Source organism: Mycolicibacterium arenosum, assembly GCF_024320865.1.
GTDB classification, from domain to species: domain Bacteria; phylum Actinomycetota; class Actinomycetes; order Mycobacteriales; family Mycobacteriaceae; genus Mycobacterium; species Mycobacterium arenosum.
The window spans coordinates 36,086-50,308 of sequence record NZ_JANDBD010000004.1 but is presented as its reverse complement, the minus strand read 5'-3'; the positions used below and the strand labels follow the sequence as shown (position 1 = coordinate 50,308).

Here is a 14,223-nt window from a genome sequence, read left to right as displayed (position 1 = left end):
CCTCGTGTAAGACTCGCGCTGACGAGGAGGTCGATTATGGCGTCGACTGTCAGCGCGAGCAGGCTCACCCCACGCGAGAACGGTGCGCCGCCACCGCATGTCCCGCTATCGGACATCAATCTCGGTTCCCTCGAGTTCTGGGAGTGGGACGACGACCTCCGCGACGGTGCGTTCGCGACGCTGCGGCGCGAGTCACCGGTCACGTTCTTCGGGGTGGCGGAGTTCGCGGGCTTTCCCACGGGCGCGGGGCACTGGGCGTTGACGACCTACGACGACATCCGGTACGCCAGTCGGCACCCGGAGGTCTTCAGTTCGCAGCCGACCAGTACCGCGCTGAACGACGTGCCGGTCGAGATCGCCGAGTTCGTCGGCTCGATGATCAGCCTCGACGATCCGCGCCACCTCCGGCTGCGGGGCATCGTCAACCGGGCCTTCACACCCAAGATGCTGGCGCGCATCGAGGAGAGCGTCGCCGTGCGGGCCGAACGACTGGTCACCGAGCTGATCGCCGGCCACCCCGACGGCGTCGCCGACTTCGTCGCGGAGGTCGCGGCACCGCTGCCCCTGCAGATCATCTGCGACATGATGGGCATCCCGCACGAGGACGAGGCGAAGATCTTCCACCTGACCTCGGTGATCCTCGGAGCCGGCGACGAGGAGGCGTCCGGGGACCTCGCCGAAATCGTCTCGGCGGTAACCGAACTGGCGGCCTACGGCATGGAGTTGGCGGAAGCCAGGCGGGCGCATCCCGAGCACGACCTGACGACGAACCTGGTGGAAGCGGAGGTCGACGGCGAACGGCTGTCGTCCGCGGAGATCGCCTCGTTCTTCATTCTGCTGTCCGCCGCGGGGAACGAGACCACCCGCAACGCGATCAGCCACGGCATGGTGGCGCTGACCCGCTATCCCGACGAGCGCGCCACGTGGTGGGCCGACTTCGACAACGTCGCGGGCACCGCCGTCGAGGAGATCGTGCGGTGGGGTTCGCCTGTTATCTTCATGCGCCGCAACCTAACCGAGGATGTCGAGCTCAGCGGCGTTCGCATGAAGGCGGGCGACAAGGTGTCGATGTGGTACAACTCGGCGAACCGCGACGAGAGCAGGTTCGCCGACCCGTGGCGGTTCGACGTGACGCGGAATCCGAACCCGCAGGTCGGATACGGAGGCGGCGGCGCGCACTTCTGTCTCGGCGCGAACCTTGCCCGGCGAGAGATGCGCGTGCTGTTCCGGGAGTTGCACCGCCGCGTGCCCGACATCGCCGCCATCGAGGAGCCGGCGATCCTGCGCTCGGCGTTCATTCACGGGATCAAGCGGTTGCCGGTGGCATGGGGGCGAGCGTAGCGAGGGGCGGGGGACGTGACCTTCACCAGCCCATTGAGCCGGGCACGCCCTTGAAGGGGCCGACCACCCAGCTGGTGATCCAACCGCCGTAGAAGCCGCCCGGTTGGGGTGTCACCTCTTCCCCGTTGACGGTGCAGCGGTCGACGGCGGCCGCCATCACGGCGATCGCGCCCGCGAGCGGTTCGAAGCCGCGCGTCGGCTCCAGGTAGGTCCAGCCCGCGGTGGGGGCGGTGCGCCGCTCACTGACCAGGTCGTAGTAGCTCGCCTGGCCCTTCCACTCGCACCACGACGATCCGGCGGCCGGGCGCAGCGCGCCGGGCCGGAACGCATCGGGCGGCAGGTAGTAGGTCGGCGGGTGGCTGGTCTCGAGCACTCGCCAGCCGTGATCGGTGCGCGCGATCTCCTCGCCGCCGAGCTCGACGGTGATCGACCCGCGGAACTCCTCCAGCCGAGGCGGGCGCGGGTAGTCCCACACCGATTCCTGACCGGGGGCGGGCTTGTCGGGAGTGGGGCGGGGGACCATGACGTCGACGCTACGCCGTCGCCTGGTGTGATCTTGTCGTCGTCGGCCCCGTAGAACTGACGGATCCGGGCCTCTTCCTGGTAGCCGTGGGTTGCGGTAGAAGGTCCGAGTCAGCGCAACCTCGTCGACGCTGAACATGTTGGCTTCTACGGCAATCTGCTTGATTCGTCCGACATCGCTAGCGACTGGAGTGCGGATCACGGGCAGTGGCACATCCGTCTGGTGTCGGCGTGACCCGAAAGCGTTACGGGTTGCTCGCAACGGTCGACCGGGGACGTGCGAAGCTGCCACGGCCGTGGCGGTCTACCAGCCGCGTTCGCGCCACTCCGCGAGGTGCGGCCGCTCCACGCCGAGCGTGGTGTCGTCGCCGTGACCGGGGTAGACGACGGTCGAGTCGGGGTAGCGGTCGAACAGCTTGACCGACACACCGTCGAGCAACCGGTCGAAGTCGCCGTCGCGCCAGGTTTTGCCGACGCCACCGGGGAACAGGCAGTCACCGGTGAACAACTGCACGGCGTCACCGGCGGCGGGTCCACTCAACGCCAGCGCGACCGAGCCCTCCGTGTGGCCCTGCAGGTGGATCACGTCGAAGGTCAGGTCGCCGATGCTGATCGTGTCACCGTCGGCCAGGATCCGGTGCGGTGTCACCGGCAGCGGTTCGGCGTCCAGTGCGTGCGCGGCGGTCGGCACGCCGGTCTTCTGGGCCACCTCCTCGAGCGCCATCCAGTGGTCGCCGTGCTGGTGGCTGGTGACGAGGAGCACGAGCTTGGGCGCGAACCGTTCGATGAGTTCCAGCAGCGTCGATGCATCGTTGGCGGCGTCGATGAGTAAGGTCTCGCCGGTTCGGGAACACGTGACGAGGTAGGCGTTGTTGTCCATTGGGCCGACCGAGGCCTTCACGATCGAGGCGCCCGGCAGGATGCGGCGCGCGGCGGTGCCCGGCTCGACATGTCCCGTGTAGTTGTCATCGACGACCGTCATGACGCCACGGTATCGGTCTTGTCGGTGGGGAGACATAGCATGGGCGCGGACAGCGTTCTGCTGTACGAGACCAGGAGACTTTTGAGTTGGCTGACCGCCTGATCATCAAGGGTGCGCGCGAGCACAACCTGCGCAGTATCGACCTCGAACTGCCGCGCGACGCGCTCATCGTGTTCACCGGGTTGTCCGGTTCCGGCAAGTCCTCACTGGCGTTCGACACCATCTTCGCCGAGGGCCAGCGACGCTACGTCGAGTCGCTGTCCGCCTACGCCCGGCAGTTTCTCGGTCAGATGGACAAGCCGGACGTCGACTTCATCGAGGGCCTGTCGCCCGCAGTGTCGATCGACCAGAAGTCCACCAACCGCAACCCGCGGTCGACGGTCGGCACCATCACCGAGGTCTACGACTACCTGCGACTGCTGTACGCCCGCGCCGGGACGCCGCACTGTCCGGTCTGCGGTGAGCGCATCGCCCGCCAGACCCCGCAGCAGATCGTCGACCAAGTGCTCGCCATGGAGGAGAGCACGAAGTTCCAGGTGCTCGCACCCGTGGTCCGCACGCGCAAGGGTGAGTTCGTCGACCTCTTCGACAAGCTCAACACCCAGGGCTACAGCCGCGTGCGCGTCGACGGGGTGGTTTATCCGCTGACCGAGCCGCCGACGCTCAAGAAGCAGGAGAAGCACGACATCGAGGTGGTCGTGGACCGGCTCACCGTCAAGGCCAGCGCCAAGCAGCGGCTCACCGATTCGATCGAGACCGCGCTCAACCTCGCCGACGGCATCGTCGTGCTGGACTTCGTCGATCTGCCGGAGGAGTCGCCGCATCGCGAGCAGCGTTTCAGCGAGAAGCTGGCGTGCCCCAACGGTCACCCGCTCGCGGTCGACGACCTCGAGCCGCGGTCGTTCTCGTTCAACTCGCCGTACGGCGCCTGCCCCGAGTGCACCGGCCTGGGCATCAAGAAGGAAGTGGACCCCGAGCTCGTCGTTCCCGATCCCGAGCTGACGCTGGCCGAAGGCGCTATCGCACCCTGGGCCATGGGCCACACCGCCGATTACTTCACCCGCATGCTCGAGGGTCTCGGCGAGGCACTCGGCTTCGACGTCGACACACCGTGGCGCAAGCTGCCCGCCAAGGCGCGCAAGGCCATTCTCGAGGGCTGCGACGAGCAGGTCCACGTCCGCTACAAGAACCGCTACGGCCGCACCCGCTCGTACTACGCCGACTTCGAGGGCGTCATGGCGTTCCTGTCGCGGCGGATGGAGCAGACCGAGTCCGAGCAGATGAAGGAGCGGTACGAGGGCTTCATGCGGGACGTGCCGTGCCCGGTCTGCGACGGCGCCCGCCTCAAGCCGGAGATCCTGGCCGTGACGCTGTCGGCGGGGGAGTACGGCCCCAAGTCGATCGCGCAGGTCACCAACCTGTCGATCGCGGACTGCTCGGCGTTCCTCAACGCACTCACGCTGGGCACCAGGGAGACGGCGATCGCCGGCCAGGTGCTCAAAGAGGTGCAGTCGCGGCTCGGCTTCCTGCTCGACGTCGGGCTGGACTACCTGTCCCTGGCCAGGGCCGCGGGCACACTGTCCGGCGGTGAGGCACAACGCATTCGGCTCGCCACCCAGATCGGGTCGGGCCTCGTCGGCGTGCTGTACGTCCTCGACGAACCTTCGATCGGCCTGCACCAGCGCGATAACCGTCGGCTCATCGACACGCTGGTGCGACTGCGCGACCTCGGGAACACGCTGATCGTCGTCGAGCACGACCTCGACACCATCGCCCACGCCGACTGGGTGGTGGACATCGGGCCCGCAGCTGGCGAGCACGGCGGCCGAATCGTGCACAGCGGCTCCTACGCGGACCTGCTGAACAATCCCGAGTCCCTGACCGGCGCGTATCTTTCCGGCAAGGAGAGCATCGAGGTTCCGGCGATCCGACGGCCGATCGATCGGAAGCGCCAGCTCACCGTGATCGGCGCCCGCGAGCACAACCTGCACGAGATCGACGTGGCGTTCCCGCTCGGGGTGCTGACTGCCGTCACGGGCGTGTCCGGATCGGGGAAGTCGACGCTCGTCAACGACATCCTCGCGTCGGTGCTCGCCAACAAGCTCAACGGCGCCCGTCAGGTTCCAGGGCGACACACCAGGATCAACGGCGTCGATCAACTCGACAAGCTGGTGCGGGTCGACCAGTCGCCCATCGGCCGGACACCGCGATCGAACCCCGCGACGTACACCGGTGTGTTCGACAAGATCCGGACGCTGTTCGCCGCCACCACCGAGGCCAAGGTGCGGGGTTACCAGCCGGGACGGTTCTCGTTCAACGTCAAGGGCGGCCGCTGCGAGGCGTGTTCCGGCGACGGCACCATCAAGATCGAAATGAACTTCCTGCCCGACGTGTACGTGCCCTGCGAGGTGTGCCACGGAGCCCGGTACAACCGCGAGACGCTCGAGGTGCACTACAAGGGCAAGACGATCTCCGAGGTGCTCGACATGAGCATCGAGGAGGCCACGGAGTTCTTCGAGCCGATCAGCTCGATCCACCGCTACCTCAAGACGCTGGTCGACGTGGGTCTCGGCTACGTGCGGCTGGGGCAACCCGCCCCGACGCTGTCCGGTGGCGAGGCGCAGCGCGTGAAACTCGCCGCCGAACTGCAGAAGCGCTCGACGGGCCGCACCGTGTACATCCTCGACGAGCCCACCACGGGTCTGCACTTCGAGGACATCCGCAAGCTGCTGAAGGTCATCAACGGTCTGGTCGATAAGGGCAACACCGTCATCGTCATCGAACACAACCTCGACGTCATCAAGACGTCGGACTGGATCGTCGACATGGGCCCCGAGGGTGGTGCCGGCGGCGGCACCGTCGTGGCGGCGGGCACCCCCGAGGACGTCGCGGCTAGCCCGGACAGCTACACGGGTCGCTTCCTCGCCGAGATGCTGGAGGCACCGGCACCGCCGAAGAAGCGACGCCGCAAGGTGTCGGCCTAACCCGCCTTCGACAGCGGCGAGGGGAATCGCGGGGCGATCCGCACACCGTCGAGCCAGTCGGTGAGCTGATCGGCCTTGCGCTGCAACGCCTTCGACGCCGACCGGCCGACGTCCTCGAGCAATCGCAGGGAGACCTTCGCGTCGGCATCCTGTACCCAGGCGCCGACGACACGACCGTCGACCCACGCCGTCGGACCGGCGTTGCCGCGATTGTCGAACACCATGGCCCGGTGGTCACCGAGGTACCAGTCGCGCTCCTGCCAGCCCATGGTGGTCACGTCCAGCCCGGGCAGCAGCGCGCACCACGGTTCGGCGTCGGCTTCCCCGTCCAGGTCGTCGGCCAGCGCCACACCGGGTGTGCCGTGCAGATCGACCTCGACGGCGCCCGCGGCGCGCAACGCCTCGCGCGTCCAGGTCAGCGTGTGGCCGAACCACCACTTCACGTCGTTGACCGTGGCAGGACCGAACGTCCGCAGCCAGGCGGTGACCAGGTCGGCGCTCGCCTCCCCGTGATCGGCTCCGTCCCGATCCGACGCCAGCCAATCCGCCGTGGCGACCCAGCGCGGCCGCGACGTGGTCCAGGAGCCGTCGTTGGGGCCCCGCATCAGATCACCTCGCGCACTCATCACCGTGAGGACCCGCGGGCTGATCGGACTCGTGCCGCCCCAGGGCTTGCCCGGAGCGGCGTCCCACTCGCCCGCGAGTTCCGGTAGTGCCAGCCGCAATTCGCGGGCGCTGGCGTGCCCGGTCTCACCGAGATGGCGGAGTACCGCGCTGGCGGCGCGCTCCAGCCAGAGATCACCGTCGGCCGCGATGCCCGCCTTGGCCACGTCGGCGATGAGTTTCCGATGTTCGGTCATGCTCACGCGGTCGCTCGACGCCACCTGTACAGCGGGCAGGTCCCCGGCGGCCACGGCCCACAGCGTGCGCCGCATCGCCAGGTGCTTGACCACCGAGCGCGAGGTGTACAGCGCGTCATCGAGGTCGGCGACGGCGAAGTCGTCGCGGCGCGCCCACAGCGTCAGGTAAGGCGTCGCGGGGTCGGTGGCGTGCAGTCCGACGAAGCGTCTGGCCGTCGCCGCTATCGGCTCGTCACCCGGAGCGGTCAGCAGATGACGCCGCCCCAGCCGCGCTCGGCGCTCGGCGAGCGTGAAGGACCGCACCGGTCAGGACTGCTCGTTCTTCATCGATTCGCGGATCTGCGCGAGGCGGTCGGCCGCGGCCTGCTGGCGCGCCTCGTACTGCTCCTCGATGCGGCGGCCCTCGGGGGTCTCGGACGCCAGTTCCGTGGCCCCGATGGAGGTGCCGAACTTGGTTTCGATCTTCTCGCGCACGTAGTCGAACGTCGGCACGCCGCCGGGCGTGTAGCCGGTCTCCTCGGGCGCTACGGGTATCGGAGTGACCGCGGGATCGGGCACGACCTCTGCGGAAACGGGCTCATCAGGCGGTGGTTCGGGCGCTGTCGTGTCGGACACCACCCCACCGTATGCCACTCCGACCCCGCCGATAGTTGGGATCGGTAGCAGTTCCCGCCGCATGTACTTGCCCCACGACGACGCCATCGGGGCGACGCGGAACGAAGGGAAGCACGATGAAGCGAGTTGTGACAGCGGGGATCGGCCTGGCTGCGGCGGCTCTGCTCCTGGTCGGGTGTTCTGACGACAAGGGCTCGGAAACGGGCTCGGCGAGCTCCGGCTCGAGCAGTAGCAGTTCCAGCAGCGCCGGCGGCGCGTCCGGGGTGAGCACCGGCGGCCAGACCTCGGTGAAGGTCGAGGGTCAGGACCTGTCGGGCATCGACCTCAACACCGTGACCTGCGTCAAGCAGGCCGGCAAGATCAACATCGCCAGCGCACCGTACGGCGGTGGCGCGCAGGGGCTGGCTGTCGTCATGACCGACGAGGCGACCCCGAAGGTGGAGTCGCTCGGCCTCGTTGTCGACGGTAGCGCGCTGGCGGTCTCGGAGATGGGTGGCATGAAGACCGGCTCGGCCGAGGTCGCCGTCGACGGTGACAGCTACACCATCACCGGCGAGGCGCAGGGTGCCGACATGCAGAACCCGATGGCGGGGATGATCACGAAGAAGTTCGAGATCACGGTGGCCTGCAGCTGACGGGTCCCTCCGCGGGCGGCGGGCGTGCTGAGCACGCCCGCCGTTTCCGCCGCTCCTGTGCTCACCGCCGCTCACCGGCCCGACGCCCGACTTATGATGACGCGGTGTCGATCCCCGGCGAGCTCGAGCGGGCGCGCCGCCTGACCTTCGCCGACGACGAGGTGGCGGCGAAGGAGCTGCTGCTCGCCCTGCTACCGCGGATCGAGGCCCAGCAGCGCGACGACTGGGCCCTCGAGGATCTGGCCCAGCTCGGCGAGCTCTACCTGACGCGCACCGCGTACGACGGTGTGCGCGAAAGCGTGCGACGCCTTCGCGAGTGCCTGGCCGTCTACCGGTCGGTGCTCGACGGCTCGGCGACCGACGACGTCGTCTCGCAGGTGACGATGTCGACCCGCGACGTCGAGCACCTGGTGACCCGGTACTCACGGCGGGCGCAGTTCCTCGAGACCGGGCTGGCCGCGGCGATCGGCGATCACACGGCGGCGGCGCACCTGCTCGCCGGACTCGACGGCTCGACGAGCGAATTCGACGACCTGGTAACGGAATTCGCACATCTGCGGCTGCGTGCGAGGGTCGAATGCGCGAGAGCACTATGTGACGACGATCTGCACGTGCGGTCCGAGCCACTGTGGCAACAGGCCATCGAGGATCTCGGCGAGTTTCCCGGCGACGCCGAGGAGGCGGACCGGCTGTGGGTGCTGGTCGCCCTCGGCTACGCGCGGTTCTGCATCGAAACCGGCCGCCGTGCCGAGGCCGAACCCTGGCTGCGACGGGCCGGTGCCCGTGCGACCAGTAGGGAGTGGCCGCTGGTCACCGCGCGCACGCAGTTGGAACGTGCGGCCGCGAGTTGGCAGGCGGGCGACCACGTAACGACCGAGCGGTTGGTGAACGAGTGCTATCCGGTGATCGCGCAGTACGCCCGCGCCGACGACGTCTGGCGGTGCTGGCTGTACTTCGGGCTGACCCGGCTGGCCGCGGGCGGACTGCAGGCCGCAGACGACTGCTGGGAGCACGCGGAGAGGCACTGGCGTGAGCTCGGCAAGCCCCTGTTCATCCACCGAATCCTGCTGCAGCGCAGCTGGATAGCGATCTTCCGCGGCCGCTACCCGGATGCCGTCGCCATGGTGGGCCAGGCCAGGGAGCTACTCGACTCCACCCCGCGCAGCAGCTGGCTCGCGTACGCCCGACTCGACGATCACCTCGGAACGATCTGGCGCGCAGACGCACTCGCCGACCTCGGTTTCGACGGGGCGGGCGACCCGGACGAGGAGTGGACGGACGCCGAGGCTCGTTACGAGGCCTCGCTCGGTGTGATCGACGGGGAGGCGGGCACACCCGCCTACGAGACCGCGATGACGAAGCTGGGCAAGGCCGCCGAACTCAAGATCCCGGCTGCGCTGGCCGTCGACTCCGTCCGGTACGCGATCACCGATGCCGAAGCCAGGGCGCAATGGGGCAGGTGCATTTCCGCGCCGCTCCTGGCAAGCGCTTTCGCCGTCGCCTGGGAGTCGGAGGACGACGAACTGGTGGCGTCGCTCATCGAATACCACAGCGCGCGAGGCACCTTCGCAGCCGATCTGCCGAGTACCGACGGTCTCGAGTTCTCGCGCGTCGCCACCGCCGCGGCCCCCGTCAGCGACCTCGACGAACTCGCGCTGGTCGCCGGCGGCGAGCCCGGTGACGAGGCGGGGCCGTCCCTGACCCGGCTCGGGCCGCTGCCGCCGCTGCGCATGGATCCGACTGCGGAGCCGCTGCTCACGCGCTACCGCGACCTGGCACTGCAGCGTTACGGCCAACACGTCACCGCGCCCGAGCCCGCCTGGTCCACGTGGCCGTGACACGACGGACGCTGGTGCTGCGGTACGCCGACGTCGGCATCGCCACCTACGGCAGTCTGCGAGTGGTCGGCGAACCGTCCCGAATCGTCACCTGGGTGCTCGAGGAGCCGCTCCTGCTGGCGGCGCTCGCCGAACTCGACGCCGCGATACCCGAACCCGGACCGGGGGAGTCGTTGACCGACGCCCTGACCCGCGCACTGGCCGACGGACCGTTCACCACGCCCGCGGCCGAACTCGAACTCGCCTATCGGCTCGGCGTGCTGCTGCTCTCCGAGGCCGCGTGGAAGCTCCTGCTCGACTGTGTCGCCACGCCACGGGCCGTGCTGTTCGTGGCGCCGAGTGCCCGGCTGGCCAGGGTGCCGTGGGGCCTGCTCGCGCTGCCCGCGCTGCGGCCTCCGCCCGCCGACCTGGTGGCGGCCAGGGCGGCCGCGATCACCGCCGAGGGCTCGACGGCCGCCGCGATTCCGTGGCCCGCCGAGGACATCGCGCTCCGCACCGAGGGACACCGGCTGATGGAGCTCGTCGATGTACTGATGACCCTGCCCGCCAACGTGGTTCACTCCGCGCGCGCCAGGGTGTCCTGGTCGCAGCGCGAGGGTGCACCCGCACTGCTGGTGCTCGATCCAAGGGTGCCGAATCAACGCGCGGACTCCGCTCTCGGCTCGGTGCTGGGCCGTCCCGACCCCGACTCGTCGATCGCGGGCCATTTCCAGGGGGTGCTCGGGAAACAGCCGGTGCGCCCGCCGGTGGGGACCGCGGTCGAGTTGTTCCGCAGAGCCGATGCCGACAGGGCGTGGCTGGCCGCCGAACTGTCCCACGGCCCCAGCCGGATGCTGTTCGTCGGCCACGCCACCGCAGCCGATGTCGGCAGGGCCGACCAGGCCGCGATCCATCTGGCCGACGAGGTCGCCTTGACCGCGGTCGACGTCATGGCACTGCGCCTCGAGATGCCGCCAAGGGTGGCGCTGCTCGCCTGCGCGTCCGGCGGTGACTACCGCTTCGACGAGGCGACCGGGTTGGTGGCCGCCGTCGTGCTCGGCGGCGCGGAACTCGTCACGGCGACGCTGTGGACACTGCCGACCACAGCGGGCTTCACCCGGTTCGCACACGGCGCCGCGGGTGACCCGATGGCGGACGTCGTGATGGCCGTCGACGACGCCCATCAGGCCGACGACGCGGGGTGCGCGGTCAACGCCTGGCAGCGCGCGCAGATGCGCCGCTGGCGCGCCGGTGACACCGCCGCCAGTCCGGTGTACTGGGCGGCTCTGGTGACCTTCACCGTCGACGGGGCGCGGTGACCGATCAGTTCGGCGGCACGCACACCGCCACGGCGGACTCGTCTCCGCGCCGGTAGTAGGCCTCCACGATGCTGCCGGGGGCCAACTCGCCGAGTGCCGACGCCGGCACCAGGGTCGTTTCGTGAGCCGGGAACTGGCCGCCCTCGGGCCTGCGGACCATGAGATCGAGTTCGACCTCGCGGTAGTCCTCCCGCGCCCCACCCGTGGCGCGCATCCCCGTCACCACGCCGCGGGATCGCGTGCCGTGGCGAATCAGCTCGAGCTGAGCGGCGGTCAGGAGGCCCTTGCGGAGCAGCATCCGGTCGAACGCGGCGCGCACGGCGACCATGTCGTCGGCCAGTGACAGGGCCTCCCTGGCGTCCGGGTCGAACGCCACCAGCAGGACCACCCCCGGCCTCAGATCGGCCACCAGGTGGTCGTCGGCGTGCTGCCGGAGTCGTCCGACGAACCGCTGGCCGGAGACGCTCTCCACGTCGATCGTGACCCGGTCGGACACGGTGCGCACGGTGCCGACGGCGACTGACGGGTTGGCGGGTGCGGCGATGGACTCCGCGCCTGCGCGCCACCCCACCAGCGGACCGGACAGCGCGGCGCCGAGGGCGACGAAGACGAGGAACACGACGGCGATCAGATGGGTGTCGGGCATGAGGAGAGCGTCGCCGACGCGCGCGGCTACCGAACCCAACTTTCGGTGTAACGGATTTCGAGGCGTCCGTCCTATCCTGACCTCATGAGCACGGCACCACGACTCGCGACGGACATCGCCGCCGCGCAGCCGCGCCGCGTCGTGATCGACCGCGCCTGGCGCGGGATCGGGCCGGGTGTCGAACTGCTCAGTGGCACCGACGGCGCCCCGCTGCGCCGCACGGTCAAGCGCATCCTCGACCCTCTGGTCTTCCGGCTGCGGTCGAATCCGCGCTACTCCGCACCGGTGCTCGCCCCCGACGTCGCCACCGCCATGGCGGACGTGATCGCGGCGCACGCCACGGAGCTGCGGGCCGCAGCGAGTTGGTTCGCCCTGCTCAAGTCGGAACGACGACGGCTGCGGATCACGACCGGCAACGCACAGGAGCTGTACTTCCCGGTGTGCTTCGAACTCGCCGTGACCAGGGGCGCTCCGTCTCCCCAGGACGGTGCCGTCGCGGAATCCGTACTGCGCGAACTCCACGACGACCGCGACCGTACGGCCATCGAGCACCTGAACCGGTTCGTCGCCGACGCCACGGTGGTCGCCGCACTCACCAGGCAGCTCGAGATGAGCTGGCGTGACGTCCGCCCCGGCCGGAGCATGCCGGGGCCGTTCCTCGCGGGCTTGTCGACGGTTCTCGGCCACGCCGACGGACACTCGGCGCGGGCGGCGCGCCAACGCGTCTGGGAGGCGCTCATCGCCGACGCCACCCCGTACAACCTCGGCGCGATCGCGAGAACGGAGTCGCCGGATCTACCGTGGTCGATCGTCGAAGTCGGGCTGAGTTCGATTGCGCCACAGCAGTGCCCGAGCATCGCCGTTAGCGAAGCGACCGGGGGATCGATCCGCCCGTTGGACCGGACGGTGATCGACCGGGTGCGGTCGACGTTGCGACGCGCGCTGGACCGGGAGGAGCTGCCCGACATCCCGCTGCTGTGCTCCGAGGAGGTGGACCGCGCCTGCGCACCCTGGGGCCTGCTGGCCGAGGACAAGCAGGCCGCCCTGGTGGCCGGGATCGAGGTTGCGGTCGACCTGGCGCCCCTGCGCGAATCCGCAACGCCTCGTTATGAACTCGCGTGCCTGATCCAGGCGCGTCTGCGCAAGGAGGCCTACGTCCTGCACGCCCGGCGATATCTGGCCGACGGCGCACCGCTGCATCCGAGGCAGCGCCAGGTCGTCGACGAACTCGCCGCCTTCGCCCGGCCCTACAGCAGCCGGCTGTGGGCGCGGCTGCACGGTCGGGACGTCTGGCAGGAATCGTGTTCGGACGTCGACGACATCCGCGCGGTGCTGGAGGGCGTCGCGCGATCGGTGAGCCTGGACCATCGGCAGCGCATCAAGGCGATGCTGGAACTCGAGGTCACGACGTGAGGTTCAGCAGGGAATCCGGGCTGTGGACGACCGGCCCCGCCGTGCCCGCCGGCCCCTCGGCAGCGGTCCTGGAACTCAGCGGCGCGGTACTCGCGTGGACCGTCGACGACCCTGCGGCCTCCTTGACCATGACCCTCACGGATGTCGCCGAGGCGGAATGGCTTTGGCGAGTCCTCGGCGAGGACGGGCACGTCGCCCTCCTCGCCGCCATCGACGACGCCGACGCGCGCGGCGCGGCACAGCTCGAGGTGGCAACAGGACAGCCGGCACCCGATGCCCTGACGGCGTTGCGGCGGTTGGCGTTCGGCCACTGGCTGCGGAGGTGGTGGCCGGCCAGCGCCCGCGCGGGCATCGTCGCGCTCGACACCGCCGTGCTCGACGGCGAGGTCGCCCTGCTGACCGTTGCGGCGCAGGACTACTTCGCCGATGACACGTTCGACTCCGGTGTCGCGGATCTGCTGCGGCCGCACCTGCCCACGCTGACCGCCCTGGTGCAGAGCGGTGACCCGAGAGCGGGGGAACTGGCGGCCGCGTGCCTCGAGCTCGCCGACGACGTGGGCGCCGCGCAGTTCGGCGGCGTCGCAGTGCCGACATCGGGACGCCGCGACGACTACGCCCTCGCCGCCGGGGGGACGGCGGGTCAGCGCACCCGCGAACCCATCGCCAGCGGAGTCGATTCGGTGAACTGGGCGGCGGTGCCGCCCGGCCTGTTCGACGCCGCGGACCGCACCGTCGACTGGGCCATCGACGTGTCCGGTGGGGCACCGGCGGTGACGGTCCGGGTCGCGGCGAGCGCCGCAGTGGACGGTATCGCGGTCCGGCTGCGGTCGGGCTCCCACGTGGCGGCGGGGGAGCTCACCTCCGACGGACGCGCCACCCTGGCGCTGGCGTCGATGACGGAGGACCAGGCCTGGGGGCACGACTGGTCGGCGACAACGATCTCGGTGGGAGCCGACATCACCGTGCCCTCCGACGCCGCTGACACGCGGAATCGACTGCGCGACTTCGCCCGTGCGCGGCTCGCGCGGCCGGGGCCCGACGCGTTCCTCGCCGAGGTCCTGGCCTCCGAGTCGGACTACTGACGTCCCG

Annotated in this window: 12 protein-coding genes; 7 read left to right on the top strand and 5 right to left on the bottom strand. The window is 69.7% G+C overall.

Annotated elements, in window-relative coordinates; all coding sequences use genetic code 11:
- Nucleotides 1-33 precede the first annotated feature (33 nt).
- Nucleotides 34-1,341 (top strand): cytochrome P450, encoded by a 1,308-nt coding sequence (locus NM203_RS10340; RefSeq protein ID WP_255060390.1) that lies wholly within the window; start codon nt 34-36, stop codon nt 1,339-1,341.
- 22 nt (nt 1,342-1,363) lie between these two features.
- Here NM203_RS10340 and NM203_RS10335 read toward each other — a convergent pair whose 3' ends face one another.
- Both NM203_RS10335 and NM203_RS10330 read right to left on the bottom strand, forming a co-directional pair.
- Nucleotides 1,364-1,864, bottom strand: coding sequence for a DUF427 domain-containing protein (locus NM203_RS10335; RefSeq protein ID WP_255059792.1), 501 nt, complete (start codon nt 1,862-1,864; stop codon nt 1,364-1,366).
- A gap of 303 nt (nt 1,865-2,167) precedes the next feature.
- Complete coding sequence (locus NM203_RS10330; protein ID WP_255059791.1) at nt 2,168-2,845, bottom strand: MBL fold metallo-hydrolase; 678 nt, start codon at nt 2,843-2,845, stop codon at nt 2,168-2,170.
- A gap of 86 nt (nt 2,846-2,931) precedes the next feature.
- Between NM203_RS10330 and uvrA the strand changes: the two genes are divergently transcribed.
- Nucleotides 2,932-5,829, top strand: coding sequence for an excinuclease ABC subunit UvrA (gene uvrA / locus NM203_RS10325; protein ID WP_255059789.1), 2,898 nt, complete (start codon nt 2,932-2,934; stop codon nt 5,827-5,829).
- Here the strand turns inward: uvrA and NM203_RS10320 are convergent.
- Together NM203_RS10320 and NM203_RS10315 are read right to left on the bottom strand one after the other, a co-directional pair.
- The gene (locus NM203_RS10320) at nt 5,826-6,992 is read right to left on the bottom strand and encodes a winged helix DNA-binding domain-containing protein (protein ID WP_255059788.1); all 1,167 of its coding nucleotides are present in this window, start codon (nt 6,990-6,992) and stop codon (nt 5,826-5,828) included. The two genes, uvrA and NM203_RS10320, sit on opposite strands and share 4 nt — an antisense overlap.
- Before the next feature lie 3 nt (nt 6,993-6,995).
- Entirely contained in the window at nt 6,996-7,304 is a 309-nt protein-coding gene (locus tag NM203_RS10315) for a hypothetical protein (RefSeq protein WP_408633330.1), read from the bottom strand.
- 116 nt (nt 7,305-7,420) lie between these two features.
- On the opposite strand from NM203_RS10315, the gene NM203_RS10310 reads away from it, so the two are divergent.
- The 3 genes from NM203_RS10310 to NM203_RS10300 all read left to right on the top strand — a co-directional run bounded on the left by NM203_RS10310 (nt 7,421) and on the right by NM203_RS10300 (nt 11,075).
- Nucleotides 7,421-7,939 (top strand): lipoprotein LpqH, encoded by a 519-nt coding sequence (locus NM203_RS10310; protein WP_255059787.1) that lies wholly within the window; start codon nt 7,421-7,423, stop codon nt 7,937-7,939.
- Between the two features lie 104 nt (nt 7,940-8,043).
- Nucleotides 8,044-9,777, top strand: a complete 1,734-nt coding sequence (locus tag NM203_RS10305) for a hypothetical protein (protein WP_255059786.1) — start codon at nt 8,044-8,046, stop codon at nt 9,775-9,777.
- The gene (locus tag NM203_RS10300) at nt 9,768-11,075 is read left to right on the top strand and encodes a CHAT domain-containing protein (protein ID WP_255059785.1); all 1,308 of its coding nucleotides are present in this window, start codon (nt 9,768-9,770) and stop codon (nt 11,073-11,075) included. The genes NM203_RS10305 and NM203_RS10300 overlap by 10 nt, the downstream gene beginning before the upstream one ends.
- A 4-nt stretch (nt 11,076-11,079) precedes the next feature.
- Here the strand turns inward: NM203_RS10300 and NM203_RS10295 are convergent, their stop codons facing one another.
- A complete protein-coding gene (locus NM203_RS10295) occupies nt 11,080-11,721 on the bottom strand; it encodes a hypothetical protein (RefSeq protein ID WP_255059784.1) in 642 nt (213 codons plus the stop codon).
- 84 nt (nt 11,722-11,805) lie between these two features.
- On the opposite strand from NM203_RS10295, the gene NM203_RS10290 reads away from it, so the two are divergent.
- Complete coding sequence (locus NM203_RS10290; RefSeq protein WP_255059783.1) at nt 11,806-13,134, top strand: hypothetical protein; 1,329 nt, start codon at nt 11,806-11,808, stop codon at nt 13,132-13,134.
- Nucleotides 13,131-14,216, top strand: a complete 1,086-nt coding sequence (locus tag NM203_RS10285; RefSeq protein ID WP_255059782.1) for a hypothetical protein — start codon at nt 13,131-13,133, stop codon at nt 14,214-14,216. Before NM203_RS10290 ends, NM203_RS10285 begins: the two co-directional genes overlap by 4 nt.
- Nucleotides 14,217-14,223: the final 7 nt, after the last annotated feature.

Coding starts and splice junctions, on each gene's coding strand:
- NM203_RS10335 (WP_255059792.1), bottom strand. CDS start 1,864: ATGGTCCCCCGCCCCACTCCCGACAAGCCCGCCCCCGGTCAGGAATCG.
- NM203_RS10330 (WP_255059791.1), bottom strand. CDS start 2,845: ATGACGGTCGTCGATGACAACTACACGGGACATGTCGAGCCGGGCACC.
- NM203_RS10310 (WP_255059787.1), top strand. CDS start 7,421: ATGAAGCGAGTTGTGACAGCGGGGATCGGCCTGGCTGCGGCGGCTCTG.
- NM203_RS10295 (WP_255059784.1), bottom strand. CDS start 11,721: ATGCCCGACACCCATCTGATCGCCGTCGTGTTCCTCGTCTTCGTCGCC.
- NM203_RS10290 (WP_255059783.1), top strand. CDS start 11,806: ATGAGCACGGCACCACGACTCGCGACGGACATCGCCGCCGCGCAGCCG.